Source organism: Caulobacter sp. GW821-FHT12F03 (genome assembly GCF_058806855.1).
Map to the genome: position 1 here is coordinate 176,533 of NZ_JBXAQC010000001.1, position 23,794 is coordinate 200,326.

Below are 23,794 nucleotides of genomic sequence, written 5' to 3' on the forward strand. Positions count from 1 at the left end.
GCGAACCTCAACGGATCGGGTGGTGAACGGTGACCAGCTTGGTCCCGTCGGGAAAGGTGGCCTCGACCTGGATGTCGTGGATCATCTCGGCGATGCCCTCCATCACCTGGTCGCGGCGGACGACATGGGCGCCGGCCTCCATCAACTCGGCGACCGAACGGCCGTCGCGGGCCCCCTCGACGACGAAGTCGGTGATCAGGGCGATGGCTTCGGGATGGTTCAGCTTCACCCCGCGCTCGAGCCGCCGGCGCGCCACCACGGCGGCCATGGCGATCAGCAGCTTGTCCTTCTCGCGCGGGGTCAGGTTCATCAGAGGGTCCAGACGCTGGGAGCGGGGCGGCCGCCGCTGAGAACGGCGAGGGCGGGCAGCAGGGCGCGGCGCAGGGCCAGGCCGTCGGGCGCGGCGATGCGACAGACCAGCCGGCCGTCGAAGGCGCTGGCTCCGCCGATCGGCCCGACCGCCGCGCGCACCGCCGCGAGCGCATCGGCGGCGTCAGGCGCGACCAGCAACAGGGTGGCGAAGGCGCCGGCGCCGGCCAGCAGCGGGCCCGAGTGGGTCAGGGCCTGAATGTCCCCGGCCAGCCTGAGGTCGTCGGCGAACAGCAGCCGCCCGTCCCGACGGATTCGCCAGCGGTCATGAAAGTCCGTGCGCGAGACTGTTTCGCCCATCGCCCGGCGGCCGAGCACCACGGACTCGGCCAGCAGCAGCCGCCCGTCGGCGGCGACCTCCGCGTCGATGGTCCGGTGCAGCGCCGAGCGCTCGAACAGGATGGTCTCCTGCGGCAGCCAGTCGAGCCGGGCCCCGGCGCCGATCGTCAGCCGCGCGGCCACCTCGGCCTGGCCGGCGTCGGCGCGGTAGACCTTCTCGCAGGCCTGGGTGGTCAGGATGGCCGCTGCGCCGTCGCCGACGTCGACGTCCCAGCGGAAGCGGTCGCCGCCGGTCATGCCGCCGCCGGAATTGATCATCACCGCCTGCAGGGCGTCGTCGCGCACGGTCGGCAGGCGCAGCTTCGCCGAGCCCTCCTGGAACAGTTCGACGAGCCGCGTGCGGCCGTCCGCGCGGCGCACGGTCAGTCGGCCGCGACCGCGCGCCCGTTGCGGCGCGGGCGGGGCGGACTCCGGCGGGACCGGAAACGGAATGACGGCGGCAAGGGCCATGCGGCGACTGTCCGGGCGCGGCCCCCGAAGCGCAAGCCGTCCGCCGTCCGCCGTGCCGTTCCCCGGGCGGCGCCTCTTTTTCAGGCAGCAAGATCGAGTCGACAGACGGCGCCAACCTGTGCAGGTCTGGCGGCCGATGACGCAGGACACCGCCACCACCACCGGCACGCTTGGCACGGCCCTGGCCCACGCCGCCCAACTGCTGACCCAGGACCCGGCCCTGGCCGAGGCCCAGGCCATCGAGATCCTGCGCGCGGTCCCCGATCACCCCGAAGCGCTGCTGCTGCTGGGCGGGGCGCTGCGTCGCCAGGGCAAGGCCGAGGCGACGCTGTCGGTGCTCGAGCCGGTCATCCGCGGCCAGCCGAACTGGCCGCCGGTGCATCAGGAAGCCGGCCTCGCGCTGGCCGATCTCGGCCTGGCGCGGCCGGCGGTCGTCGCCCTGAGCCGGGCCGTGGCGCTGGACCCGAAACTGACGACGGCCTGGGGCGCGCTGGCCGACCAGCTGCTGCTGGCCGGCGACGAGGCCGGCGCCGAGAAGGCCCGCGCCCAGCAGATTCGCGCCTCGACTTCGGACCCCGAGTTGCTCGAAGCGGCCATGGCCCTGTGCGACAACCGGCTGGCCGTCGCCGAACATCTGCTCAAGCCCTATCTCAAGCGTCATCCGACCAACGCCGCCGCCATCCGCATGCTGGCCGAGGTCGCCGCGCGGCTCGGCCGGCTGGAAGACGCCGAGGCGCTGCTGGCCCGCGCCGTCGAACTGGCGCCGGGCTTCGCCGAGGCGCGGCACAACCACGCCACGGTTCTCTACCGCCTGAACCGGTCCGAGGAGGCGCTGGCGGAGCTGGATCACCTGCTGGCGCGCAGCCCCGGCCATCCCGGCTATCGCAACCTCAAGGCCGCCGCGCTTGGCCGGGTCGGCGACTACGAGCGCGCGATCGCCCTCTATGACGAGCTGCTGAAGGCCTATCCCCACCAGCCCAAGGCCTGGATGAGCTATGGCCATGCGCTGAAGACCGTGGGGCGGCAGGCCGACAGCATCGCCGCCTACCGCCGGGCCATCGCGCTGTCGCCCTCGCTTGGGGAGGCCTGGTGGAGTCTGGCCAACCTGAAGACGGTGCGTTTCGCCGATGAGGACGTCGCGGCGATGGAGGCCCAGCTGGCGCGCGACGACATCGGCGACGAGGACCGGTTCCACCTGCAGTTCGCGCTGGGCAAGGCGCTCGAAGACGCCGGACGCCACGAGGCGTCGTTTCTGCACTATCGCGACGGCGCGGCGTTGCGCCGCCAGGGCATCGACTATGACGCCGACCGCACCAGCGCCCACCTCGCCCGCTCGATGGCGGTGCTCACGCCGGCCTTCTTCGCCGCGCGCGAGGGTTGGGGCTGCGACGCTCCCGATCCGATCTTCGTCGTCGGGCTTCCCCGTTCGGGATCGACCCTGATCGAGCAGATTCTCTCCAGCCACTCGGCTGTCGAGGGGACCATGGAGCTGCCCGACATAATCTCCATCGCCCGCCGGCTGGGCGGGCGGCTGAAGCGGGACCAGCCGTCGGCCTATCCCGAGGTGCTCGAGACGCTCGACGCCGACGCCTGCCGGGCGCTGGGCGAGGAGTACCTCGAACGCACGCGCATCCAGCGCAAGCTCGGACGGCCGTTCTTCATCGACAAGATGCCGAACAACTTCGCCCATGTCGGTCTGATCCGGCTGATCCTGCCGCGGGCGAGGATCATCGATGCCCGGCGCCACCCGCTGGGCTGCTGCTTCTCCGCGTTCAAGCAGCATTTCGCGCGGGGACAGGGCTTCTCCTACGACCTCACCGACCTCGGCCGGTACTACGCCGACTACGTGGCCCTGATGGCGCATTGGGACTCGGCGATGCCGGGGGCGGTCCACCGGGTGATCTACGAGGACATGATCGCCGACACCGAGGCGGAGGTGCGCCGCCTGCTGGACCACTGCGGCCTGCCGTTCGAATCAGGGTGCCTGCGCTTCTACGAAAATGACCGTGCGGTGCGCACCGCCAGCTCCGAGCAGGTCAGGCGGCCGATCTTCGCCGACGGCGTCGATCAGTGGCGCGCCTACGAGCCCTGGCTGGGTCCGCTCAAGGCGGCGCTGGGGCCGGCGCTCCAGACCTGGAAGACCTGATCCGTTGCGGGCCTGAGGCATCGCCGCCACAGATCGCGGCGCCGATGTCCCGGAACGCCGATTTCCGACCGTGTCGCTTGACAGCGAAACCCTCCGGGGCGTGACTTCTCCGCGACTGTTGGGGAGGGGTTCCATGTCATTGATTTCGAAGCTGGCGAGTCGGCGCGCGACGGTGCTGTCGTCGGTGCTGCTGGCCAGCACCATGTTGACCGGCGTGTCGGCCGCGTTCGCGCAGGACACCACCGTCGGCGAGGTCATCGTCACCGCCCAGAAGCGGTCCGAGGACCTGCAGGACGTGCCGGTGAGCATCCAGGCGATCGGCAGCGAGAAGCTCGAAGCCCTCGTCATCTCCGACTTCAATGACTACGTGAAGTTCCTTCCGAGCGTGTCGTTCCAGTCGACCTCGCCGGGCTTCTCCAGCGTCTACATGCGCGGCGTGGCCAGCGGCGGCGACGGCAACCACTCCGGCTCGCTGCCCAGTGTCGGCATCTATCTCGACGAGCAGCCGATCACGACCATCCAGGGCGCGCTCGACGTCCACGTCTACGACATGGAGCGTGTCGAGGCGCTCGCCGGTCCGCAGGGCACGCTGTACGGCGCGAGCTCGCAGGCCGGCACCATTCGCCTGATCACCAAGAAGCCCGACCTCAACGACTTCAGCGGCGCCATCGACACCGAGGTCAACAGCATCGCCGGCGGCGATATGGGCTACGGCGCCGAGGGCTACGTGAACCTGCCGCTGTCCGAAAACGCGGCCCTGCGCGTGGTCGGCTGGTACCAGCACGACGGCGGCTACATCGACAACATTCCGGGGACGCGGACCTATCCGACCTGGGGCGGCACGATCAACAACAACGCCTACGTCGAGGACAACTACAACGACGTCACGACCATCGGCGGCCGGATGGCGCTGAAGATCGACCTGAACGACACCTGGACCGTCACGCCGACGTTGATGGGGCAAAACGAGAAGACCCACGGCAACTTCTCGTTCGACCCCAACCTGGGTGACCTGAAGATTTCCCGCTACCGGCCGGAATGGTCGACGGACAAATGGTACCAGGCGGCCCTGACGGTCGAGGGCAAGCTCGGCAGCCTCGATCTCATCTATGCCGGCGCCTACATGAAGCGCAGCGTCGACGCCGATTCCGACTATTCGGACTACTCGTTCTTCTACGACACGCTCGCCGGCTACGGCGCCTACTGGGTGGACGATCTTTCCAACCCGGTGGATCCGACCCAGTACACCCAGTCGCGCGGACGCTACACCAAGGAGAGCCACGAGTTCCGGCTGTCCACCCCGGGCGATCTGCCCGTGCATGCGGTCGCCGGGCTGTTCTACCAGAACCAGACGCACCGCATTCAGGAGCGCTACCTGATCGACGGCATCGGCAGCGCCATTTCCGTGTCCGGCTGGCCGGACACGATCTGGCTCACCGAGGAGATGCGCACCGACACGGACTACGCCGCCTTCGCCGACGTCACCTGGGACATCAACGACAGCTGGACGCTGACCGGCGGGGTCCGGTTCTTCAAGGCCGTCAACGGTCTGAAGGGCTTCTTCGGCTACGCGGCGGGCAACCCCTTCGTGAATCCGGGCGAGAACCTGTGCTTCGGACCGGCCGTGGTGGCGGGCGCGCCCTGCACCAACGTCGACAAGGAAACCGAAGAGACCGGCAGCACCCACCGGGTCAACCTGACCTACAATTTCGATGACGACCACATGGTCTACGCGACCTGGTCGACGGGCTACCGGCCGGGCGGGATCAACCGTCGTGGCACGCTGCCGCCGTACAAGTCGGACTTCCTGACCAACTACGAGATGGGGTGGAAGACCACCTGGTTCGACCGGTCCCTGCGCTGGAACGGCGCCGTCTACATGGAGCAGTGGGAGGACTTCCAGTTCTCCGTGCTCGGCGCCAGCGGCCTGACCGAAATCCGGAACGCGCCGCAGGCCGAGATCTTCGGCGTCGAGACCGACTTCATCTGGCGGGCGACGCCGGGTCTGACCTTCAGCGGCGGCGCGGCCTATACCGACGCCCAGCTGAGCGAGACCTATTGCGGCGTGACTGACCCGTCCGGCCACGCGGTGACGGACTGCCCGAGCGTCGCCTATCCGGATCCGCCCCAGGCGCCGTCCGGGCAGGCCCTGCCGGTCACGCCGAAGTTCAAGGCCAACCTGACGGCGCGCTATGAGTTCACGGTCGGCGACTATGACGCCCACCTGCAGGGGTCGATGGTCACCCAGACCAGCAGCTGGGCTGATCTGCGCTCCCAGGAGCGCGGCATCCTCGGCGAGCAGTCGGGCTGGACCGCCTTCGACATGACCGCGGGTGTGGAGCGGCAGGACTGGACCATGGAGTTCTTTGTCCAGAACCTCACCGACGAGCGCGCGAGCCTCTATCGCTACACCCAGTGCCGCGAAACGGTCTGCGGCGCCGCCGTCTACACCGTGCCCAACCAGCCCCGGACCATCGGGCTGAGGCTCGGCCACAAGTTCTGACGGCCGCGAGCCCGCGGTAGCATCGTTCCGCCCTCCGTGGTCTGATCGCCACGGGGGCGGGCCGGTGAGCCCGCGGGAGGGCCGCGCGCATGCTGGGCGCCATCATCAGATCGCTCGCGCCCGGCGCGGACGCGCCGCCGCTGGCTGACAGCGGGCGGATCGACGCGCTGTTCCGGCGCAACCGGCTGATGATCATGATCGCCGTCACCGGCGGCTACGGCCTGGCCTACACCTGCCGGCTGGCGCTGGGGGTGGTGAAGAAGCCGCTGATCGACGCGGGGATCTTCACGCCCGAGCAGCTGGGCCTGATCGGGTCGGCCTTCTTCTACTGCTACGCCATCGGCAAGCTGGGCAGCGGCTTCCTCGCCGACCACGTCAGCCCGCGAAAGTTCCTCGCGCTCGGCATCCTGCTGTCGGCCCTGTGCAATCTCGGCATGGGCTTCACGACCGTGACCGGTGTGGCGATGGCGCTCTGGGGCCTCAACGGCTGGTTCCAGAGCTTCGGCGGCCCGGCCAGCGTGGTCTCGATGACCCGCTGGTTCTCCAACCGCGAGCGGGGCTTCTACTACGGGGTGTGGAGCATCTCGCACGGTCTCGGCGAGGGACTGACGTTTCTCGTCACCGGCGCGCTGGTCGGTGCGCTGGGGTGGCGCACCGGGTTCTGGGGGCCGGGCGTGCTGTGCCTCGGGGTCGCCGCCGCGGTGCTGTTGATGATGAAGGATCGGCCGCAGACGCTCGGCCTGCCGCATGTGGCGGCCTGGCGCGGCGAGCCGCCGCCCCCGCCGCCGACCGCCAGCCTGCTGCGGACGCAGTTGTCGGTGTTCGCGATCCCGGCGGTCTGGGTGCTCGCCCTGTCCAGCGCCCTGATGTACGTGACGCGCTACGCCATCAACAGCTGGGGCGTGCTGTACCTGCAGGAGGCGCGCGGCTTCTCGCTGGCCGAGGCGACCGGTATCCTGACCCTCAACACCGTCGGCGGCATGATCGGCGCGGTGGCCTTCGGCTTCATCTCCGACCGCTGGTTCAAGGCCCGCCGCCCGCCGGTGAACCTGATCTTCGGCCTTTGCGAGGTGGCCGGCCTGCTGATCATCTTCTTCGGCCCGACCAGCACGCCTGTGCTGTGCGTCGGCATGGGCCTGTTCGGGCTGGGCCTGACGGGCCTGGTGACCTCGGTCGGCGGCCTGTTCGCCACCGACATCTGCCCCAAGCGGGTGGCCGGCGCGGCGCTCGGGATGGTCGGCATCTTCAGCTACATGGGCGCGGCCATCCAGGAAAACGTCAGCGGCAGGCTGATCCAGGCGGGCATGACCACCGTCGCCGGCGTGCGGACCTACGATTTCGGGCCGGCGATCCTGTTCTGGGTCGGGGCGTCGGTCGTCTCGCTGCTGCTGGCGACCAGCCTGTGGAACGTCAAGCTGCGCGACTGACCGCGCGGGTTGACTATCTCATAATCACGGGGTTATGGATTACTCATAGCTCACGGGTTATATGTGTGCCATGGAAGACGCGTCCGACCTCCTTTTCAGAACCCTCGCCGACCCGACGCGGCGGGCGCTGTTCGAACGGCTGTGCCGCGAGGGCGAGCAGACCGTCGGCGGCCTGACAGCCCGCGCCGGCGTCTCCCAGCCCGCCGTCTCGAAGCACCTCGGTCTGCTGAAGCAGGCCGGGCTGGTGCGCGATCGGCATGAGGGACGCCAGACCCACTACAGCGCCCGGGTCGAGGCGCTTGCGCCGCTGAATGACTGGGCGCGCGAGATGGGCGCCTTCTGGGAGGCCCGCCTCGACCGCTTCGAGGACCTGCTCAACAGGATGGACCAATGACCGCCCCCTCGCAGACGCGTTCGGTCGTCGTCGAACGCGATATCGCCCATCCGCCGGAAAAGCTCTGGCGCGCGCTCACCCAGCCGCACCTGATCGCCGAGTGGCTGATGAACAACGACTTCCAGCCCGCCGTCGGTCACCGTTTCACCCTGCGGGGCGAGTGGGGCGGGGTGCTGGATTGCGAGGTTCTGGCGCTCGAACCGCCGCATAGGCTGTCCTACAGCTGGAACCACAGCCACGAGGATCCCGCGTTCGACCTGCGCAGCGTGGTGACCTTCACCCTGACGCCGACGGCCGCCGGCACCCGTTTGCGGATGGAACAGTCGGGCTTCCGGCCGACCCAGAAGCAGGCCCTCAGCGGGGCGCTGCAAGGCTGGACCGGCTTCCTGGCGAAGCTGGAGCAGCTTGTGACGACGATCGACTGAGAGGAGACGCTGATGACCGCGAACACCCTGATCCGCCAGGCGCACCGCTGGATCTCCATCGCCTTCACCGCCGGCGTGGTCACCTACATCATCGCCATGACCAGGGGGACGCCGCCGGCCTGGCTCGGACTGTTCGCGCTGGTCCCGCTGATCCTGCTGCTGGCGACGGGGCTCTACCTCTTCGTGCTGCCCTACGCCGTGGCGTGGCGGCGGAATGGCCCGGGCCGGTGACCGGGCCGAGGCTCCTGTCCGGCGGCAATCCGCAGATCCCGAAGGGCGAGGGCGACGGGCCGGTGCAGGCCTACATCGCCGCGATGCCCGGCTGGAAGCGGGCGGTGGGCGAACGTCTCGACGCGCTCGTTGAGGCGACCGTCCCCGGGGTGCGGAAGGCGGTGAAGTGGAATTCGCCCCTCTACGGCATGGAGGGGCAGGGCTGGTTTCTCAGCTTTCACTGCTTCACCCGCTACGTGAAGGTGACCTTCTTCCGCGGCGCCGCGCTCACGCCGGTCCCGCCTGGAACGTCGCGACAGAAGGACGTCCGCTATCTCGATATCCACGAGGGCGAGGCGCTCGATGACGCGCGGCTGGCGGACTGGATCCGGCAGGCGAGCCGGCTTCCGGGGGAACGGATGTGACGGGCCGACGGGCGGGCCTATCGGGCGGAAAGACGTCGGCGGATGTCCGCGTAGGCGGCCGAGATCAGCGCCGTGAGCGCCGGCTCGTCCACCGGAACGCCGGGCCGCAGCTTCACGTGCCGCATGTGTTTGCCGGACCCTTCGAGCAGGCCGGCGGGGTCGGGCAGCGCCGCGCCCTGGAAGAAGCCGACCGCCGCATGGGCCTTGAAGGCGTTGACGTAGCCGAACGGCGCATCGCCGACGCAGGCGACGGGACAGCCGTCGGCGCGGAGTTCCAGCACGTCATCGCCGCAGCCCTTCAGGCGTTCAAACCAGGGGCGCACCATCAGGCGAAGCGGGTCCGTCGCGCCGAAGAACCAGGCCTCGACCTCCGGATCGTCCGGGACCGCGCCGTTGAACCGCAGTAGATCGTCCATCCGGCGATGATGCCCGCCGCGCCCGGCCGCGTCGAGCCATCCGCCCCGTAGAGGAAGACGCCATGAAGACGAGCGACGACACCCCCGCCGAAGGTACGGAGTCCGAGCAGATCGACGCGAAGATCGCGGCGCTGGGCGACTGGCGCGGCAAGGCGCTGGCGCATGTTCGCGCCCTGATCCACGAGGCCGTGCCCGATGTGGTCGAGACGGTCAAATGGGGCCGGGTGCCGGTGTGGGAGCACAATGGCATTCTGACCACGGGCGAGACCTACAAGGCGGCCGTGAAGCTGACCTTCGCCAAGGGCGCGTCGCTGCCCGACCCGACGGACCTGTTCAACGCCAGCCTCGAGGGCAACCTGCGCCGGGCCGTCGACATCCATGAGGGCGAGACGCTCGACGCGACCGCGTTCAAGGCCCTGGTCCGCGCGGCGGTGGCCCTGAACGCCTCGAAAAAGAACAAGCCGAAGAAGGGCTGAGGCTACTTCTTCGCCCGGGCCGCGAAGGCCGCGATGCGGTCGCGCATGTCCGGACCGACGCCCTCGCCGTGATAGACCTCGTGCGCCAGGCCGGACGCGATCGGCAGGCCGTCCGTCTCGGTCACCAGCCGCTTGTTGGCCGCATGGCTGAACGGCGAGTTGGCGGCGATCTCGGCGACCCAGGCGTCGATGGCCGCCTCGAAGTCCTGGTCGGCGACACAGGCGTTGGCCAGGCCCATGGCCTCGGCCTCGCGGCCGGAATAGGTGCGGCAGGTGAACATCATCTCCCGCGCCTTGTAGGTTCCGACCCGGCGCGGCAGGCGCTGGCTCAGGCCCCAGACCGGCGTCAGCGCCCAGCGGGCGTGGGTGTCGGCGAACTTGGCGCTCTCGGCGGCCAGGATGATGTCGCCGGCCAGGGCCAGCTCCAGCGCGCCCGTGTAGCAGTGGCCATGGACGGCGCTGATCACCGGCATCGGCAGGTTGGCCAGCCGCTCGATGACATGGGACTGGTAGTTGGGCCGGGGCAGTTTCTCGCCAGTGGCGATGTCGCCGAGGTCATGGCCGGCCGAGAAGCAGCGGCCCGCGCCGCGGATGACGACCACCGACGCCGAACCGGGATCGTCCTCCAGCGCCGCGACGTGGCCCTCCAGCGCCTCGAACACCGGCACATTGAGCGAGTTGAGCTTGTCCGGCCGGTTGAGGGTCAGGATCGCGGCGGCGCCGCGATCCTCGCGCAGGACCAGCTCGCTCATCAGGCGGCCGCCTTCTTCAGGAACACCGTCTGGGTGTTGGTGTATTCGAGCAGGCCTTCCAGCGCGCCCTCGACGCCGAGGCCCGACTGCTTCTGGCCGCCGAAGGCCGCAAGCGGCGACAGGTGCTGGCTCTCGTTGATCCAGACGGTGCCGGTGGCCAGGCGTTCGGCGATGTCGAGCGCCTTCTGTTCGTCCGAGGACCAGATCGAGCCGCCGAGGCCGTATTCGGTGGCGTTGGCCTTGCCGACCACGTCGTCCAGGTCGTCCCACTTCAGCAGCGGCAGCACCGGGCCGAACTGTTCTTCCTGGACGATGCGCGAATTCTCCGGCGGATTGTCGATGATCGTCACCGGCACGAAGTAGCCGGGCGCCTCGGACTTTTCGCCGCCGATGAGGAACTTGTAGCCGTTGGCCCTGGCGTCCTCGATCAGGTCGAGCACGCGCTGGTACTGCAGCTTGTTCTGGATCGGACCCATCTGGGTGCCCTGGTCGGCGCCGTCGCCCATCTTCACGGTCTTCGCATAGGCGACGAGGGCGTCCTTGAGCGGCTCGTAGACGTCCTTGTGCACATACATCCGCTTGGTCGCGATGCAGATCTGGCCGGTGTTCTTGAAGGCGGCCCAGAACAGCTGCTCGGCGACCTTCTCGACGTCGACGTCGGGCATGACGATGGCCGCGTCGTTGCCGCCCAGCTCGAGCGTGATGCGCTTCAGGGTCGCGGCGGCCGACTGCATGACCTTGCGGCCGGTCTGGGTCGAGCCGGTGAAGCTGACCTTGTCGATGCCCGGGTGGCTGGTGATCCACGGGCCCAGGTCGTCGCCGCCGGTGACGATGTTCAGCACGCCGTCCGGCAGCACGCCGCGCAGCAGCTCGCCGATGCGCAGGGTGGTCAGCGGCGTGAACGGCGAGGGCTTGAGGATTACCGTGTTGCCGGCCAGCAGGGCAGGGGCGACCTTGAACATCGCCAGGATGATCGGGAAGTTCCACGGCGCGATGGCGCCGACGACGCCGATCGGCACATGGCGGGTCTCGCCGCGGCGCTCGTCGGTGTCCTCGACCACCGTCACCGGCAGGTCGAGGCTGGAGGTCGCCTGGCACCAGTAGGCGCCGCCGAGGATGTCGCCCATGGCGTCGGCGTGCGGCTTGCCCTGTTCGGCCGTCAGCAGGCGCTTGAGCTCCTCGACGTTGCCGGCCAGCGTTCCGGCGATGGCCAGCAGGGCTTCGCGGCGTTTGGCGATCGGCGTGGCGCGCCAGGCCGGGAAAGCGGCGCGGGCGGCGGCCACGGCCTGGTCGAGTTGTTCGCGCGAGCAGTCCGGCGCCTGGCCGATGACCTGTTCGTTGGCCGGGTTCAGCACGTCGAACCGGCCGGCGCCGGCGACGGCCTTGCCGCCGATGGTCATGGTGTAGGTGGTTGTCTCGCTGGACATGGCTCGCTCCCTTGTTCTTTGGCGGCACAATGACTCCGTGACGCTCGGTCAGCCAAGCGCCGAGCGCGCCCGGCGCCCTTGATCAATTGGCATTGCCAATGCAGATACATTCGATGTTTCGCGGGGAGCTTCGGCGATGACCTTCAAACTCTACGGCACGCCCGGGTCGCTCTACACGGCCAAGGCCCGGTCCTGGCTGATCAAGAACGGCGCGGCGTTCGAGAACCGCGCGGCGGGCGAGCCGCGCTTCCGCGAGGAGATCGTGCCGAAGATCGGCCGCTGGATCATCCCGGTGGTGGAGACCGCCGACGGCGAACTGCTGCAGGACGGCTCGGCGATCATCGAGCGGCTGGAGGCCGATGGCCTGGCCCGTTGGCCGACCTTCCCGACCACGCCGCGCCATCGCCTGATCGGCCAGATCTTCGAGCTGTTCGGCGGGGAGGGTCTGCTGCGGCCGGCGATGCACTACCGCTGGAACTTCGACGCGGTGAACCAGCCGTTCGTCGGCCTCGATTTCGCCGCCGGCCTGGCGACGCCCGGCGCAGATCCGTCCGAGGGCGCGGCGGTGTTCCAGTTCGCGGCGCAGCGCATGCGCAAGGCGATGAGCAGCTTCGGCGTCTCGGAGGCCTCCATCCCGCTGGTCGAGGCGTCGTACGAGGAATTCCTCGCCCTGTTCGACGCGCATCTGGCGCACTCGCCCTACCTGCTCGGCGGGCGGCCCACGATCGGCGACTACGGCCTGATCGCGCCGCTCTACGCCCACCTGGGTCGCGACCCGTATCCGGCCGACCTGATGAAGCGGAAGGCCCACCGCGTCTGGCGCTGGGTCGAGCGGATGAACGCCGCCGACCTTGATTCCGGCGAGTACGGCTATCCGGCGCCGGAGCTGTTCGCCGACGACGGCGTACCCGACACGCTGAAGGCGCTGCTGCGCTTCATCGCCGAGGACTACCTGCCGGAAGTGCGGGCCTACGTGGACTTCAGCAACGGCTGGCTGGCCGAGCGGCCCGATCTGGAGGCCGGGACCAGCGGCCTGGCGCGGACCAGCGAGCGGGTCATCGGCCGGGCGACGTTCGACTGGCGCGGCGTCGAGATCTCCGTCGGCGTCATGCCCTACCGCCTGTGGCTGTTGCAGAAAGTCCAGGACGCGGCCGACGCCCATGTCGACGATGCTGCATTAAATGCATTGTTGTCGGAAACCGGTCTGGGCGACCTCGTCACCCTTCGCACCACGCGCCGCGTCGAGCGCATCGACCAGCTCGAGGTCTGGGGACCGGTCCGTTGATCTGATCGGCGAGGACTCGTCCCGCAACCGGGTCCCGGCCCTTCGCCGGGACACCCGGGCCCCGGAAGGGCGAATCCGTCCCGTCCGACAGTCTTGCGGCCCTCGCGCTTGTCTTCCCATAGGGCGCCCCTCCATCATCGGGGCAACCAAGGGAGAAGACGCATGGGTACGAGTCAGGCCGGCAAGACGCTGTTCGTCGCCGGGGGATCGAGCGGCATCAATCTGGGCATCGCCCGCTGCTTCGCCGCCGAAGGGGCCAATGTCGCCCTGATCAGCCGCAGTCCGGAGAAGATCGCCGCCGCCGCGGCCGAGATCGGCGAGATCAACGGCGGCCGGGCCCTCGGCATCGCCGCCGATGTGCGCGACTACGCCGCCGTCGAGGCCGCGCTGCGCGCCACGCACGAGAAGTTCGGCGACATCGACACGGTCATCTCCGGCGCGGCAGGCAACTTCGTCGCCCCGGCGCTGGGCATGTCGGCCAACGGCTTCAAGACGGTCGTCGACATCGACCTGATCGGCACCTTCAACGTGCTGCGGGCCTCGTTCGAGTTCCTGCGCAAGCCGGGCGCCTCGCTGATCTCGATCACCGCCGGCCAGGCCACGCGCGCCTCGATGTTCCAGGCCCACGTCTGCGCCGCCAAGGCGGGCATCAACATGCTGACCCAGTGCCTGGCGCTGGAGTGGGGTCCCGCCGGGGTGCGAGTCAACGCCATCTCGCCGGGCCCGATCGCCGACACCGAGGGCATGGCGCGCCTGGCGCCGACGCCGGAAGCCGAGGCCCGCGTGAAGGGCCGGGTGCCGATGCGCCGTTACGGGACCAAGGACGAGATCGGAAACATGGCGCTGTTCCTCAGCTCGCCCGCGGCCGCCTACGTCAACGGCGCGATCATCCCGGTCGACGGCGGCTCGGGCTGCGGCGACGGCGCGGGTGACGCGCTGGGCAATTTCGGCGCGGCGTCCTACGCCTAAGTCAATAAAAAAACAGAACATTCAGGGAGATCAGACATGTCCATCGACTTCGAGATTCCGCCGGAAGCCAAGGCGATCCGCGAGCGGGTGCGCCAGTGGGTCAACGACGAGTGCCGGCCGGCTGAAAAGGCGCTGATCGCCGGCGGCGACTACAAGACCATCCTCGCCGAGCTGCGGACCAAGGCCCGCGCCCAGGGCCTGTGGTGCCCCTTCATCCCCAAGGAGCATGGCGGCATGGGTCTCGGCCCGCTGGCCAACGCCCTGGTGCAGATGGAGCTCGGTGAGAGCTATCTCGGCGCCCTGTCGATGAACACCCAGGGTCCCGACGACGCCACCATGATGACGCTGCTGGCGTACGGCACCGACTACCAGAAGGAAAAGTTCCTCAAGCCGCTGCTGAACGGCGAGAAGCGCATCTGCTACTCGATGACCGAAAAGGCCGCCGGCGCCGACGCTACGGGCATGCAGACGCGCGCGGTCAAGGACGGCAACGAGAACTACATCCTCAACGGCGAGAAGTGGTTCTCCTCGGCCGCCAGCGTCGCCGACATCGCCCTGGTGATGGCCAAGACCGATCCGGACGCGCCGCGTCACCAGCAGTTCTCGACCTTCATCGTCGAGCTGCCCAACCCCGGCTACCGCATCGTGCGCGACATCGAGACGATGGCCGCCGAAGGCCCGCTGTCGCACGTGCTCGGCGGCGGCCACTCCGAGGTCGAGATCAAGGATCTGGTTGTTCCGGCCGAGAACCTGCTCGGCGGCGAGGGCAACGGCTTCAACATGGGCCAGCACCGCCTGGCCTACGGCCGCCTGCGCCACGGCATGCACAACGTCTCGATGGCCCAGCGGGCGCTCGACCTGGCCGTGGCTCACGTCACCAGCCGCGAGACCTTCGGCAAGAAGCTCAGCGAGCGCCAGGGCGTCCAGTTCATGCTCGCCGACTGTGCGCAGGACATCTACATCGCCCGGCTGATGCTGCTGCACATCGCCTACAAGGCGGAAAAGGGCATGGACCTGCGCCAGGAGAACGGCATCGCCAAGGTCTACCTGGCCAACATGGTCCACCGGGTGGTCGATACGGCGATCCAGCTGCACGGCGCGCTCGGCTATTCGACCGATACGCCGCTCGCCCGCTGGTACACCCACATCCGCAGCCAGCGGCTGGTCGACGGGCCCGACGAGGTCCACCGCTGGACCACCGGCCGCAACATCATCAAGGCTTTCCAGGCGACGGGCACCACCGCCGGCGCCTGCGGCGGGGACCTGCTCTAGCCTTCGGAGGTCAGGGCCTGGACCTGTCGGGCGATCTCGTCCGCCGCCCGGTCCAGGCTCGGCCCGTCCAGGCTATCCAGCGCGATGACCCCCGTCGCCGCGCGGCCGTCCTTGCGGCGGCCGCGCAGGTAGGCGGGGTCGTAGTGCAACTCCATCAGCGCCTCGGCCAGGGCCGCGTAGTCGCCGGCCGCCAGCAGGGCGCGCCAGCCTTCGAGCCGCTTCTGGCTGGGATGCACCGGCAGCCGGGCCAGCACCGCCTCGATCAGATCGTGATTGGCGACGATGTCGCTGTAGGCGCGCACCAGATAGCGGGCCCGTTCGTCGCGCGGGGCGGTCACCTCGATGCGGGGCGCGGCCAGCATCCGCGCCCAGAGCGCCGGCGGGACCATCAGGTCGCCGATGCGGCTCGACTCGGCCTCGACGACCGTCAGCCGCGTCGGATCGAGCGCTTGCATGGCCTGCAGCAGGGTCGACTCGAAGCCCTTCTGGTTCGGTTGCGGCCGGCCTGGCAGCCCGCCGAACAGCGAGCCGCGATGGCCGGCCATGCCTTCCAGGTCGAGGGTCTGCACGCCGCGCGCCGCCAGCGCGGTCAGGATTTCGGTCTTGCCGGTGCCCGTATCGCCGTCGAGCAGCACGAGGTTCAGCGGCCAGGTCTCGTCGTAGAGCCGCGCCTGAACCTGCCGGCGATAGGTCTTGTAGCCGCCCTGCAACAGGCTGGTCCGCCAGCCGACGCGCGACAGGATGGTGGCCATCGACTCCGATCGCGACCCGCCGCGCCAGCAGTAGACCAGCGGCGCGAAGGTCTGCGGCCGGTCGGCGAGCTCGTTCTCGAGGTAACGGGCGATGTTGCGGGCGACATGGGCCGCGCCGATGCGGTTGGCCCGCAGGCGCGACTCCTGGACGTAGATCGTCCCGACCTCGGCCCGCTCCGCGTCGGTCAACACCGGCAGGTTGATGGCGCCAGGGATGTGGTCGAGCGCGAACTCGCCCGGACTGCGCACGTCGATGATCGTCTCGAAGGTCGCGAGCGTCGCGGAGTCGGCGGTCTGCAGCAGCTGGATGCGCGACATGAAGTACCCGTTCCCGCCCGTGGTCCGTCCGCTGTAGGGGACTTCGCGCCCGTCATTCAATATGTAGCGGCCCCGCGCCCTGGAGAATTGCCCGTGTCCGATCCCGTAAGACTGACGTCCCTGGCCCATGGCGGCGGCTGTGGCTGCAAGCTGGCGCCGGCGGTGCTGCGCGAGATTCTCGCCAAAACCCCCGCGGCGGCGGTGTTCCCCAACCTGATGGTCGGGACCGAAACCTCGGACGACGCGGCCGTCTGGCGGCTCAACGACCAGCAGGCGCTGGTGGCGACGACGGACTTCTTCATGCCGGTGGTTGATGACCCGTTCGACTTCGGCCGCATCGCCGCGACCAACGCCCTGTCCGACGTCTACGCCATGGGCGCGACGCCGATCTTCGCCCTGGCGCTGGTGGGCATGCCGGTCGACCGGCTGCCGGTCGAGACGATCCAGCAGATCCTCGCCGGCGGGGCCTCGGTCTGCGCGGCGGCGGGCGTGCCGATCGCCGGCGGCCATTCAATCGACGGCGTCGAGCCGATCTACGGTCTGGTGGCCCTGGGCCTGGTGCATCCGGACAGGGTGCTGACCAACCGCGGCGCGCGGGCCGGGGACGTGCTGATCCTGACCAAGGCGCTCGGCGTCGGCATTCTCAGCGCCGCCTTCAAGCAGGAGAAGATGCCGGCGGGCGGCTACGACGCGATGATCGCCTCGACCACCCAGCTGAACACCGTGGGCGCGGGCCTGGGCGATGTGCCGGGGGTGCACGCAGTGACCGACGTCACCGGCTTCGGCCTGCTCGGCCATCTGCTGGAAATGTGCCGCGGCGCGGGCCTAGCGGCGGAGGTCGACCCCGACGCCCCGGCGCTGCTGACCGGCGTCGAGGCCCTGGCCAGCGGCGGCGTCCGCACGGGCGCCTCGACGCGCAACTGGGCCAGCTTTGGTGAGGCCGTGCGGTTGCCGGACGGCTTCGCCGACTGGCGGCGCGACATCCTCTGCGATCCCCAGACCAGCGGCGGCCTGCTGATCGCCGTGGCCCCGGACCAGGCGGACGCCGTGCTGAAGCATGTGACAGCCGCCGGCTTCGCGGCCTCGCGCATCGTCGGCCGGCTGGTCGAGGGCGCGCCGGAGGTGCGGGTCGCGGCGGGCTGACCGGAGCGTCGGCTTGCGTGTGGCCGGCAGGGGGATAAGGTCCGCCCCTCCTTTTCGTCTTTCGCGAGTATCCGTCATGGCCGTCGATCGTCGCCAACTTCTGTTCGGGGCCGCGGCCGCCGGTGTCGCCGTCGCCGCGCCGGGGCTGACCTGGGCCGCGCCCGCCGGTCCCGTGGCCAATGCCAGGATGGCCGCGCTGCTCGACGTGTTCGTGCAGGAAATGCTGGTCGACTCGCCGGAGACGGCGACGTCGCTGGGCCTCGACAACGGGGCGAACGCCGGCCTCAAGAGCCGTCTTAGCGGCGCGTCCGCCGCTGACCGCAAGGCGGCCGTCGCGGCCTTCGAGAGCCGCCGCACGCGGCTTAGGGCCATCGACCGCGCGACCCTGTCGCCATCCGACGTGACCATCTACGACACTGTCGACTACGCCCAGGGCCTCGGCGCCGAGGGCGGCAAGTTCAGCTACGGCCTCGACTACGCCAACCCCTACATCGTCAGCCAGCAGAACGGCGCGGCGCTGACCACGCCGGAGTTTCTCAACTCCCAGCACATGATCGCCACGAAGCCGGACGCCGACGCCTATGTCGCGCGGCTCGAGGCCCTGGCCACGGTCATCGGGCAGGAGACGGCGCGCATCCAGGCCGACGCGGCGGCCGGCGTCTCGCCGCCGGACTTCATCCTCGCCAACGCGATCGGGCAGCTGAAGGGCATGCGCGCGGTCAAGGCCGCGGACACCCGTCTGGTCGGCTCTCTGGTCGAACGGGCGAAGGCCAGGGGCATCGCCGGCGACTACGCGGGCCAGGCCACGGCGATCGTCGACCAGAAGATCTTCCCCGCGCTCGACGGCCAGATCGCCGCCCTGACGGCGCTGCAGGCCAAGGCCGGTCCGGACGGCGGTGTCTGGCGACTGCCGGACGGCGAGGCCTACTACGCCTGGGCCCTGCGCCTCGGCACGACCACCGAGCGCAGCGCCGACGACATCCACCAGATGGGTCTCGAGCAGGGCGCGGCGATCGACGCCCAGATGGACGCGCTGCTCAAGTCGCAGGGCTTCTCCCAGGGCACGGTCGGCGAGCGTATGAGCGCCCTGACCCGCGACCCGCAGTTCCTCTACCCCAACACAGAAGCCGGCAAGGCCGAGCTGATCGCCTATCTGAACGGCCGCATCGCGGCGATCCGGCCGCAGATGGCCAAGCTGTCGAAGCTGGGCCTGAAGGCCGAGGTCGAGGTGCGGCCGGTGCCGAAGGAGATCGAGGCCGGGGCCGCGCTCGGCTACATGAACTTCGCGGCCCTCGATGGTTCCCGGCCGGCGATCTACTACGTCAACCTGCAGGATACCGGGAACTGGCCGCGCTACACCCTGTGCAGCCTGACCATGCACGAGGCGATTCCCGGCCATGCCTGGCAAGGCGCCTATCTGGCCGAGCGGCGCGACCGGGTGCCGGCCATCGCGTCCCTGATGGGCTTCAACGCCTTCGTGGAGGGCTGGGCGCTGTATGCGGAACAGATGGCCGACGAGGTCGGCATGTACGCCGACGATCCCATGGGGCGGCTGGGCTACCTGCAGGCGCAGCGCTTCCGGGCGGCGCGCCTCGTGGTCGATACGGGCCTTCATTCCAAGCGCTGGAGCCGTGAAAAGGCCATCGCCTGGATGACCGGGGCCACGGGCCGGTCGAACGGGGCCGTCACCAGCGAGGTCGATCGCTACTGCGCCAGCCCTGGCCAGGCCTGCGGCTACAAGGTCGGCCACACCGAGATCGTGCGCCTTCGCGAGACGGCCAGGGCGGCGCTGGGCGCGAAGTTCGATATCCGCGACTTCAACGACGCGGTGGTCGGGACCGGCGGCGTGCCGATCAGCGTGCTGGCCTCGGTGATCGACCGCTACATCACGACCCAGCGGGCCTGATCAGGCCTTCCCTCTACTCATCGTCGGAACCGACGGCCCATCCATTGACGGCGACACGGCCCTCCGCCGGCGGCGGGGGTGGCCGTGGCCGCGTGTTCGGGTCCGTTCGCGCCACCCCATCCCCCCCAATTGGGGAAGGAAGCCGTGCGAACTGACGGGTAACCTTCTGTATTCGCGTCATTCTGCCGCAGTCTCAAGTTGAGTATCCATTACCCATCCCGTTTTGCGACAAATCAAAGTCCAAATGTATTAGCCGGATAGGTATTAAGCATAGCCGATGGATTTCTTTGACGGCACAGCAGGAAAGCGTCAGCGTTTGCCCCAGGGTCTCGCCATTTCTACCCCCCCGAATCCGACTTCGCTCGCGCCCGGACGCGACGCCGCGATCCGCGCCTCACAAGGCTATTTCGTCCAGCTGGTGAAGCTGCTGTCGGAGGTGACCGGCGGCGACATCATCAAGAGCATCCTGTTCATCAGCATCGTCCACGCCAACACCGAGATCATCCGGCGTATGGATAACAGCTCCCACGCCTTCGCGACGGCCGAAGGCACGCCGCCGGACGAGATGCGTCAACCGGTCAGCGTCTACGCCCTCGCGAAGGGTCTGGGCATGCCTTACGAGACGACCCGGCGCTATGTGGCGCGGCTCATCGAGGAAGGGCTGTGCGTCAAGGTGCCCGGCGGGATCATCGCCCCCAGCAGCGTGCTGAGCACGCCACGCATGGCGGCCCTGTCTTCTCGCCACTACGCCCACATCATGAAGTTCGTCGGCATGGTGAACCAGTTCACCGTCCAGTAGTCCGGGTCGACGACGCGATTCCCGTTCGCCTTGGCGAGTCCACGGCCGGCGCCGGTGCGCGCCAATCGTCCGTACCCTGACTATTCCGCGAAATTCGTCACCCATACTGAGTATCGGGGCGACATAGACCCTTGGTTATACCCACGATGGGCGCACTGCCCCCGAACGGCGGCTTGCGGGCCTTCGGCCCGCGCGGGCACGATTCCCCCATGACCTGAATTTCCGTCAGCGCCGCCAAGAGCGTTGTGCAAGTTCCGGGGGCATTCGGCGTGTGCCCCCACCCAGGCGTAAGCGTCACCGACGGGATCTGGCCCGGGGGTGGCGACGATGGGCCGAATGGCCCCGTACTAGGGAGTGACGTCGATGACCACGCTCGTCCCGCTTGCCGCCCCGGACGCCCGGCAGGCGGTTCGTCTCGCCCGGACCCGGGCGTCGCGCGACTATTTCCTGCGCTGGGTCCAGCTGGTCTCGGAAACCTGGCAAGGCGACCTGCTGACGGGGGTCATCTTCCTGGCGATCGTCAACGAGAACACGCGGATGATCCGCAAGATGGACGTCAATCCGTCGGCCTTCTCGTCCGGACATGAGCTGCCGCCGGACGAGATGCGGCTGCCGGTCAGCGTCTATGTCCTGTCGCGCATCCTGGGACTGTCCTACGAAACCACGCGGCGGCACGTCACGAAGCTGATCGAGCGGGGCCAGTGCATCCGCTTCGGCGGGCGGGGCGGACTGGTGATCCCCCGGTCCGTGCTGGCCAGCGACGCCGGGGAGGCGATGGTCGCCAGGAACCTTGAAAATCTAGATCAGCTTCTGGCCGCGCTGGACAGCATCGGCCGTGAGCGTGCCGCCCCGGCATAGGCCGGACTCCCGATCGATCCCCGTCGTCCCGACCCAACGCCGCGCCCTGAGGCGTCGGTCCCCGGCGAAACACGGTCCGGCCATGGACCGTCTCCGGTCGTCCCGGGAACCCCGGAACGAGGCGGTAGTCGCGCATCGGAATCAGGGTCGGGCGGGGCGCCAGGACGCGTCATGTCGCCACGCCTCACATTGAGTACAACCTGCACAGGCTGTGGCGGGCGGTAAGTATTGTTTGCAAATGATTGTCCCAAAACAGGCCATCGGATCGGTTTCCGGCGTTGGAACACGTGGCCTTAGCTTCATCACAGCGAAGCAGGGCCAATAAACCTAGGCCGCCGATTTGGAGCGTGAACGTGGAAATCCACGACGCGATCGGGGAAGGGGCCGACATGGCAAACGACTACGCACTCAGCGAACGACTCGACTTCGTGAAGATGGATCCGGCGGCGCGCGACGCGTTGCGGACGCTTCGACCCCTGATCCAGAAGGAAATCCGGCCCGGGCTCGAGGCCTTCTACGCCCAGGTCCGCAAGTTCCCGGACACGCGGAAGTTCTTCTCCAGCGAGAGTCACATCTCGGGCGCCGCCGATCGGCAGCAGCAGCACTGGGACAAGATCGCCGCGGCGGAGTACGGCGAGTCCTATGTCAGCGGCGTGCGCGCGATCGGTCAGGTGCATGCCCGGATCGGCCTCGAACCCCGTTGGTATATCGGCGGCTACGCGCTGCTCAGCGAACACCTGATCAAGGCGGTCATCAAGGATGTGTGGCCCAAGGCCTTCCATCTGGGCAGGCAGACCACGGCCGAGGAGGCCGGACATCTGGTCGCCAGCCTGGTCAAGGCCGTGCTGGTCGACATGGATTTCGCCATTTCGATCTACATCGAATCGCTTGAGGCCCGCCGCCAGGAAGAAGAGGCCATCCGGCTGAAGGCGGAGCGGGAGCAGGCCAGTCTGGTCGTGGCGATGAGCGCCGCGGTGGCGACCCTGGCGTCGGGCGACATGACGGCTCGCCTGGACGAGGACGTCTCGCCCCAGTTCCAGGCCCTCAAGGACAACTACAATGTCGCGGTCAGCCTCCTGCAGCAGACGCTGCAGGCGGTGGTGGGTTCGACCGAGGGCATTCGCAGCGGAACCGATGAGATCGCGCAGGCGTCGGACGACCTGTCGCGGCGCACCGAACAGCAGGCCGCCAGTCTCGAGCAGACGGCGGCGGCGCTGGACCAGCTGACCGCTACGGTGCGCAAGTCCGCCGACGGCGCGCGGCTGGCGTCGGACCTGGTGACCACGGCCCGCGGCGAGGCGGAACACTCCGGCGTCGTGGTGCGCGACGCCGTCGCCGCCATGGGCCAGATCGAGAAGTCGTCCGACCAGATCGCCCAGATCATCGGCGTGATCGACGAGATCGCCTTCCAGACCAACCTGCTGGCGCTCAACGCCGGGGTCGAGGCGGCCCGGGCCGGCGACGCCGGTCGCGGCTTCGCGGTCGTCGCCCAGGAAGTCCGCGCCCTGGCCCAGCGTTCGGCCGAGGCCGCCAAGGAGATCAAGGCGCTGATCTCGGCCAGCACCACCCAGGTCGGCGAAGGGGTCAAACTGGTCGGGGAAACAGGCCAGGCGCTCGGCCGGATCGTCGAGCGTGTCGGCGAGATCGATGCGCTCGTCTCGGAAATCGCCGCCTCCTCCGCCGAACAGGCCACGGGGCTGAATGAGGTCAACACGGCCGTCAACCAGATGGACCAGGTGACCCAGCAGAACGCCGCCATGGTCGAGCAGGCCACGGCCGCGACGCACTCGCTGAAGTCCGAGACCGCGGAACTGTCGCGGCTGATCGCGCAGTTCACGATCGACGCCAACGGCGGCCGGCAGGCTCTGGCCCCGACCTACGTCGCGCCCTCACGGCCGGCCCCGACCCCCGCGCCGGCGCCCCGTTCGTCGCCGGTCGCCGTCGTTGCGCCGATGAGCTCGGCGTCGGCGCCCAAGCCGGCCGTACTGGCTGCGCGGCAGCGGCTGGACGCCTTCCTGTCGACGCCGGCGAGCGGCGGCTCCGCGGCGCTCAAGGCCGACACCGACGGCTGGGAGGAGTTCTGATGGGCCCGACGATCATCCCCCTGCCGCCACAGCTTGACGGCGCCTCGGCCGCGGCGTTGCGGACCGCGCTGCTGGCCGCCCGCGGCGGCCCGGTGGCGCTGGACGGCGCGGCGGTCACCCGCTTCGGCGCGCTGGGCCTGCAGGTCCTGCTGGCCGGCGCGCGGACCTGGACCGAGGACGCCTTCGCCTTCGAACTCACCGACCCTTCACCCGCCCTTGAACAGGGCTTGAGGCAGCTGGGCGCGACTGTCGCCCTGACGGCCGCCGACGGAGCTGCCACGCAATGACGAAAACGGTCCTCACGGTCGACGATTCCCGCACCATGCGCGACATGCTGCGCCTGGCGCTGGTGACGGCGGGGTTCCGCGTCATCGAGGCGATTGACGGCGTCGACGGGCTGCAGGTGCTGGCCGGCGAGACGCCCGACGTCATCATCACCGACATCAACATGCCCAACCTCGACGGCTTCGGCTTCATCGAGGCGGTGCGCAGCGACGCGGCCTGGAAGGGCACGCCGATCCTGGTGCTGACCACCGAAAGCGATCCGGAGAAGAAGCTGCGGGCCCGCGAGGCCGGAGCGACCGGCTGGATCGTCAAGCCGTTCAGCCCCGACAAACTGGTGCACGCGATCCGTCGCGTCGCCGCCTAG

At 69.1% G+C, this 23,794-nt stretch carries 24 protein-coding genes; 18 read left to right on the forward strand and 6 right to left on the reverse strand.

The window, feature by feature from the left end:
- Window positions 1-7: 7 nt before the first annotated feature.
- Together AC1RN0_RS00860 and AC1RN0_RS00865 are read right to left on the reverse strand one after the other, a co-directional pair.
- Window positions 8-310, reverse strand: a complete 303-nt coding sequence (locus tag AC1RN0_RS00860) for an urease subunit gamma (RefSeq protein WP_488899418.1) — start codon at window positions 308-310, stop codon at window positions 8-10.
- Window positions 310-1,158: an urease accessory protein UreD gene (locus AC1RN0_RS00865; protein ID WP_492785534.1), complete on the reverse strand. Its 849-nt coding sequence runs from the start codon at window positions 1,156-1,158 to the stop codon at window positions 310-312. The genes AC1RN0_RS00860 and AC1RN0_RS00865 overlap by 1 nt, the downstream gene beginning before the upstream one ends.
- A gap of 136 nt (window positions 1,159-1,294) precedes the next feature.
- On the opposite strand from AC1RN0_RS00865, the gene AC1RN0_RS00870 reads away from it, so the two are divergent.
- The 7 genes from AC1RN0_RS00870 to AC1RN0_RS00900 all read left to right on the forward strand — a co-directional run bounded on the left by AC1RN0_RS00870 (window position 1,295) and on the right by AC1RN0_RS00900 (window position 8,688).
- The gene (locus tag AC1RN0_RS00870; protein WP_492785535.1) at window positions 1,295-3,304 is read left to right on the forward strand and encodes a tetratricopeptide repeat-containing sulfotransferase family protein; all 2,010 of its coding nucleotides are present in this window, start codon (window positions 1,295-1,297) and stop codon (window positions 3,302-3,304) included.
- A gap of 133 nt (window positions 3,305-3,437) precedes the next feature.
- Window positions 3,438-5,807: a TonB-dependent receptor gene (locus AC1RN0_RS00875; RefSeq protein WP_492785536.1), complete on the forward strand. Its 2,370-nt coding sequence runs from the start codon at window positions 3,438-3,440 to the stop codon at window positions 5,805-5,807.
- An 89-nt stretch (window positions 5,808-5,896) separates the two neighbouring features.
- A complete protein-coding gene (locus tag AC1RN0_RS00880; protein WP_492785537.1) occupies window positions 5,897-7,234 on the forward strand; it encodes an MFS transporter in 1,338 nt (445 codons plus the stop codon).
- 70 nt (window positions 7,235-7,304) lie between these two features.
- Window positions 7,305-7,628 (forward strand): ArsR/SmtB family transcription factor, encoded by a 324-nt coding sequence (locus AC1RN0_RS00885; RefSeq protein ID WP_492785538.1) that lies wholly within the window; start codon window positions 7,305-7,307, stop codon window positions 7,626-7,628.
- Window positions 7,625-8,053, forward strand: a complete 429-nt coding sequence (locus AC1RN0_RS00890) for an SRPBCC family protein (RefSeq protein ID WP_492785539.1) — start codon at window positions 7,625-7,627, stop codon at window positions 8,051-8,053. Before AC1RN0_RS00885 ends, AC1RN0_RS00890 begins: the two co-directional genes overlap by 4 nt.
- Before the next feature lie 12 nt (window positions 8,054-8,065).
- Complete coding sequence (locus AC1RN0_RS00895) at window positions 8,066-8,284, forward strand: hypothetical protein (protein WP_492785540.1); 219 nt, start codon at window positions 8,066-8,068, stop codon at window positions 8,282-8,284.
- Window positions 8,281-8,688 (forward strand): DUF1801 domain-containing protein, encoded by a 408-nt coding sequence (locus AC1RN0_RS00900; protein ID WP_492785541.1) that lies wholly within the window; start codon window positions 8,281-8,283, stop codon window positions 8,686-8,688. The genes AC1RN0_RS00895 and AC1RN0_RS00900 overlap by 4 nt, the downstream gene beginning before the upstream one ends.
- Window positions 8,689-8,705: 17 nt before the next feature.
- Here AC1RN0_RS00900 and AC1RN0_RS00905 read toward each other — a convergent pair whose 3' ends face one another.
- Window positions 8,706-9,104, reverse strand: a complete 399-nt coding sequence (locus AC1RN0_RS00905) for a DUF1801 domain-containing protein (RefSeq protein WP_492785542.1) — start codon at window positions 9,102-9,104, stop codon at window positions 8,706-8,708.
- A 62-nt stretch (window positions 9,105-9,166) separates the two neighbouring features.
- Here AC1RN0_RS00905 and AC1RN0_RS00910 point away from each other — a divergent pair, with 62 nt between their 5' ends.
- The gene (locus AC1RN0_RS00910) at window positions 9,167-9,580 is read left to right on the forward strand and encodes a DUF1801 domain-containing protein (RefSeq protein ID WP_492785543.1); all 414 of its coding nucleotides are present in this window, start codon (window positions 9,167-9,169) and stop codon (window positions 9,578-9,580) included.
- Window positions 9,581-9,582: 2 nt separating this feature from the next.
- Here AC1RN0_RS00910 and AC1RN0_RS00915 read toward each other — a convergent pair whose 3' ends face one another.
- Together AC1RN0_RS00915 and AC1RN0_RS00920 are read right to left on the reverse strand one after the other, a co-directional pair.
- A complete protein-coding gene (locus AC1RN0_RS00915; protein ID WP_492785544.1) occupies window positions 9,583-10,332 on the reverse strand; it encodes an enoyl-CoA hydratase/isomerase family protein in 750 nt (249 codons plus the stop codon).
- A complete protein-coding gene (locus AC1RN0_RS00920) occupies window positions 10,332-11,759 on the reverse strand; it encodes an aldehyde dehydrogenase family protein (protein WP_492785545.1) in 1,428 nt (475 codons plus the stop codon). The genes AC1RN0_RS00915 and AC1RN0_RS00920 overlap by 1 nt, the downstream gene beginning before the upstream one ends.
- A 136-nt stretch (window positions 11,760-11,895) precedes the next feature.
- On the opposite strand from AC1RN0_RS00920, the gene AC1RN0_RS00925 reads away from it, so the two are divergent.
- The 3 genes from AC1RN0_RS00925 to AC1RN0_RS00935 all read left to right on the forward strand — a co-directional run bounded on the left by AC1RN0_RS00925 (window position 11,896) and on the right by AC1RN0_RS00935 (window position 15,285).
- Entirely contained in the window at window positions 11,896-13,044 is a 1,149-nt protein-coding gene (locus AC1RN0_RS00925) for a glutathione S-transferase family protein (RefSeq protein ID WP_492785546.1), read from the forward strand.
- A 162-nt stretch (window positions 13,045-13,206) separates the two neighbouring features.
- On the forward strand, window positions 13,207-14,013 hold the full coding sequence (locus tag AC1RN0_RS00930) for an SDR family oxidoreductase (RefSeq protein WP_492785547.1): 807 nt from the start codon (window positions 13,207-13,209) through the stop codon (window positions 14,011-14,013).
- A gap of 36 nt (window positions 14,014-14,049) precedes the next feature.
- On the forward strand, window positions 14,050-15,285 hold the full coding sequence (locus tag AC1RN0_RS00935) for an acyl-CoA dehydrogenase family protein (protein WP_492785548.1): 1,236 nt from the start codon (window positions 14,050-14,052) through the stop codon (window positions 15,283-15,285).
- On the opposite strand, the gene mnmH is transcribed toward AC1RN0_RS00935, so the two are convergent.
- The gene (gene mnmH, locus AC1RN0_RS00940) at window positions 15,282-16,355 is read right to left on the reverse strand and encodes a tRNA 2-selenouridine(34) synthase MnmH (RefSeq protein WP_492785549.1); all 1,074 of its coding nucleotides are present in this window, start codon (window positions 16,353-16,355) and stop codon (window positions 15,282-15,284) included. The two genes, AC1RN0_RS00935 and mnmH, sit on opposite strands and share 4 nt — an antisense overlap.
- A gap of 93 nt (window positions 16,356-16,448) precedes the next feature.
- Between mnmH and selD the strand changes: the two genes are divergently transcribed.
- From selD to AC1RN0_RS00975, 7 genes are all read left to right on the forward strand, one after another.
- A complete protein-coding gene (selD, locus tag AC1RN0_RS00945; protein WP_492785550.1) occupies window positions 16,449-17,498 on the forward strand; it encodes a selenide, water dikinase SelD in 1,050 nt (349 codons plus the stop codon).
- Window positions 17,499-17,574: 76 nt separating this feature from the next.
- On the forward strand, window positions 17,575-19,404 hold the full coding sequence (locus AC1RN0_RS00950; protein ID WP_492785551.1) for a DUF885 domain-containing protein: 1,830 nt from the start codon (window positions 17,575-17,577) through the stop codon (window positions 19,402-19,404).
- Between the two features lie 277 nt (window positions 19,405-19,681).
- Window positions 19,682-20,203 (forward strand): hypothetical protein, encoded by a 522-nt coding sequence (locus AC1RN0_RS00955; protein WP_492785552.1) that lies wholly within the window; start codon window positions 19,682-19,684, stop codon window positions 20,201-20,203.
- Window positions 20,204-20,566: 363 nt separating this feature from the next.
- Entirely contained in the window at window positions 20,567-21,061 is a 495-nt protein-coding gene (locus AC1RN0_RS00960) for a hypothetical protein (RefSeq protein ID WP_492785553.1), read from the forward strand.
- Between the two features lie 389 nt (window positions 21,062-21,450).
- Window positions 21,451-23,145 carry a globin-coupled sensor protein gene (locus tag AC1RN0_RS00965; RefSeq protein ID WP_492785554.1) on the forward strand — a complete coding sequence of 565 codons (1,695 nt, stop codon included), beginning with the start codon at window positions 21,451-21,453 and terminating at the stop codon, window positions 23,143-23,145.
- Window positions 23,145-23,432, forward strand: coding sequence for an STAS domain-containing protein (locus tag AC1RN0_RS00970; protein ID WP_492785555.1), 288 nt, complete (start codon window positions 23,145-23,147; stop codon window positions 23,430-23,432). Before AC1RN0_RS00965 ends, AC1RN0_RS00970 begins: the two co-directional genes overlap by 1 nt.
- Window positions 23,429-23,794 carry a response regulator gene (locus tag AC1RN0_RS00975; RefSeq protein ID WP_492785556.1) on the forward strand — a complete coding sequence of 122 codons (366 nt, stop codon included), beginning with the start codon at window positions 23,429-23,431 and terminating at the stop codon, window positions 23,792-23,794. Before AC1RN0_RS00970 ends, AC1RN0_RS00975 begins: the two co-directional genes overlap by 4 nt.

What these genes read in the sequence shown, in the direction of transcription:
- AC1RN0_RS00955 (WP_492785552.1), top strand. Translation starts at nt 19,682, where the DNA reads ATGGATTTCTTTGACGGCACAGCAGGAAAGCGTCAGCGTTTGCCCCAG.
- AC1RN0_RS00915 (WP_492785544.1), bottom strand. Translation starts at nt 10,332, where the DNA reads ATGAGCGAGCTGGTCCTGCGCGAGGATCGCGGCGCCGCCGCGATCCTG.
- AC1RN0_RS00870 (WP_492785535.1), top strand. Translation starts at nt 1,295, where the DNA reads ATGACGCAGGACACCGCCACCACCACCGGCACGCTTGGCACGGCCCTG.
- AC1RN0_RS00905 (WP_492785542.1), bottom strand. Translation starts at nt 9,104, where the DNA reads ATGGACGATCTACTGCGGTTCAACGGCGCGGTCCCGGACGATCCGGAG.
- AC1RN0_RS00860 (WP_488899418.1), bottom strand. Translation starts at nt 310, where the DNA reads ATGAACCTGACCCCGCGCGAGAAGGACAAGCTGCTGATCGCCATGGCC.
- mnmH (WP_492785549.1), bottom strand. Translation starts at nt 16,355, where the DNA reads ATGTCGCGCATCCAGCTGCTGCAGACCGCCGACTCCGCGACGCTCGCG.
- AC1RN0_RS00890 (WP_492785539.1), top strand. Translation starts at nt 7,625, where the DNA reads ATGACCGCCCCCTCGCAGACGCGTTCGGTCGTCGTCGAACGCGATATC.
- AC1RN0_RS00895 (WP_492785540.1), top strand. Translation starts at nt 8,066, where the DNA reads ATGACCGCGAACACCCTGATCCGCCAGGCGCACCGCTGGATCTCCATC.
- AC1RN0_RS00935 (WP_492785548.1), top strand. Translation starts at nt 14,050, where the DNA reads ATGTCCATCGACTTCGAGATTCCGCCGGAAGCCAAGGCGATCCGCGAG.
- AC1RN0_RS00920 (WP_492785545.1), bottom strand. Translation starts at nt 11,759, where the DNA reads ATGTCCAGCGAGACAACCACCTACACCATGACCATCGGCGGCAAGGCC.
- AC1RN0_RS00865 (WP_492785534.1), bottom strand. Translation starts at nt 1,158, where the DNA reads ATGGCCCTTGCCGCCGTCATTCCGTTTCCGGTCCCGCCGGAGTCCGCC.
- AC1RN0_RS00965 (WP_492785554.1), top strand. Translation starts at nt 21,451, where the DNA reads ATGGCAAACGACTACGCACTCAGCGAACGACTCGACTTCGTGAAGATG.
- AC1RN0_RS00910 (WP_492785543.1), top strand. Translation starts at nt 9,167, where the DNA reads ATGAAGACGAGCGACGACACCCCCGCCGAAGGTACGGAGTCCGAGCAG.
- AC1RN0_RS00880 (WP_492785537.1), top strand. Translation starts at nt 5,897, where the DNA reads ATGCTGGGCGCCATCATCAGATCGCTCGCGCCCGGCGCGGACGCGCCG.
- AC1RN0_RS00875 (WP_492785536.1), top strand. Translation starts at nt 3,438, where the DNA reads ATGTCATTGATTTCGAAGCTGGCGAGTCGGCGCGCGACGGTGCTGTCG.
- AC1RN0_RS00970 (WP_492785555.1), top strand. Translation starts at nt 23,145, where the DNA reads ATGGGCCCGACGATCATCCCCCTGCCGCCACAGCTTGACGGCGCCTCG.
- AC1RN0_RS00925 (WP_492785546.1), top strand. Translation starts at nt 11,896, where the DNA reads ATGACCTTCAAACTCTACGGCACGCCCGGGTCGCTCTACACGGCCAAG.
- AC1RN0_RS00885 (WP_492785538.1), top strand. Translation starts at nt 7,305, where the DNA reads ATGGAAGACGCGTCCGACCTCCTTTTCAGAACCCTCGCCGACCCGACG.
- AC1RN0_RS00975 (WP_492785556.1), top strand. Translation starts at nt 23,429, where the DNA reads ATGACGAAAACGGTCCTCACGGTCGACGATTCCCGCACCATGCGCGAC.
- AC1RN0_RS00930 (WP_492785547.1), top strand. Translation starts at nt 13,207, where the DNA reads ATGGGTACGAGTCAGGCCGGCAAGACGCTGTTCGTCGCCGGGGGATCG.
- AC1RN0_RS00960 (WP_492785553.1), top strand. Translation starts at nt 20,567, where the DNA reads ATGACCACGCTCGTCCCGCTTGCCGCCCCGGACGCCCGGCAGGCGGTT.
- AC1RN0_RS00950 (WP_492785551.1), top strand. Translation starts at nt 17,575, where the DNA reads ATGGCCGTCGATCGTCGCCAACTTCTGTTCGGGGCCGCGGCCGCCGGT.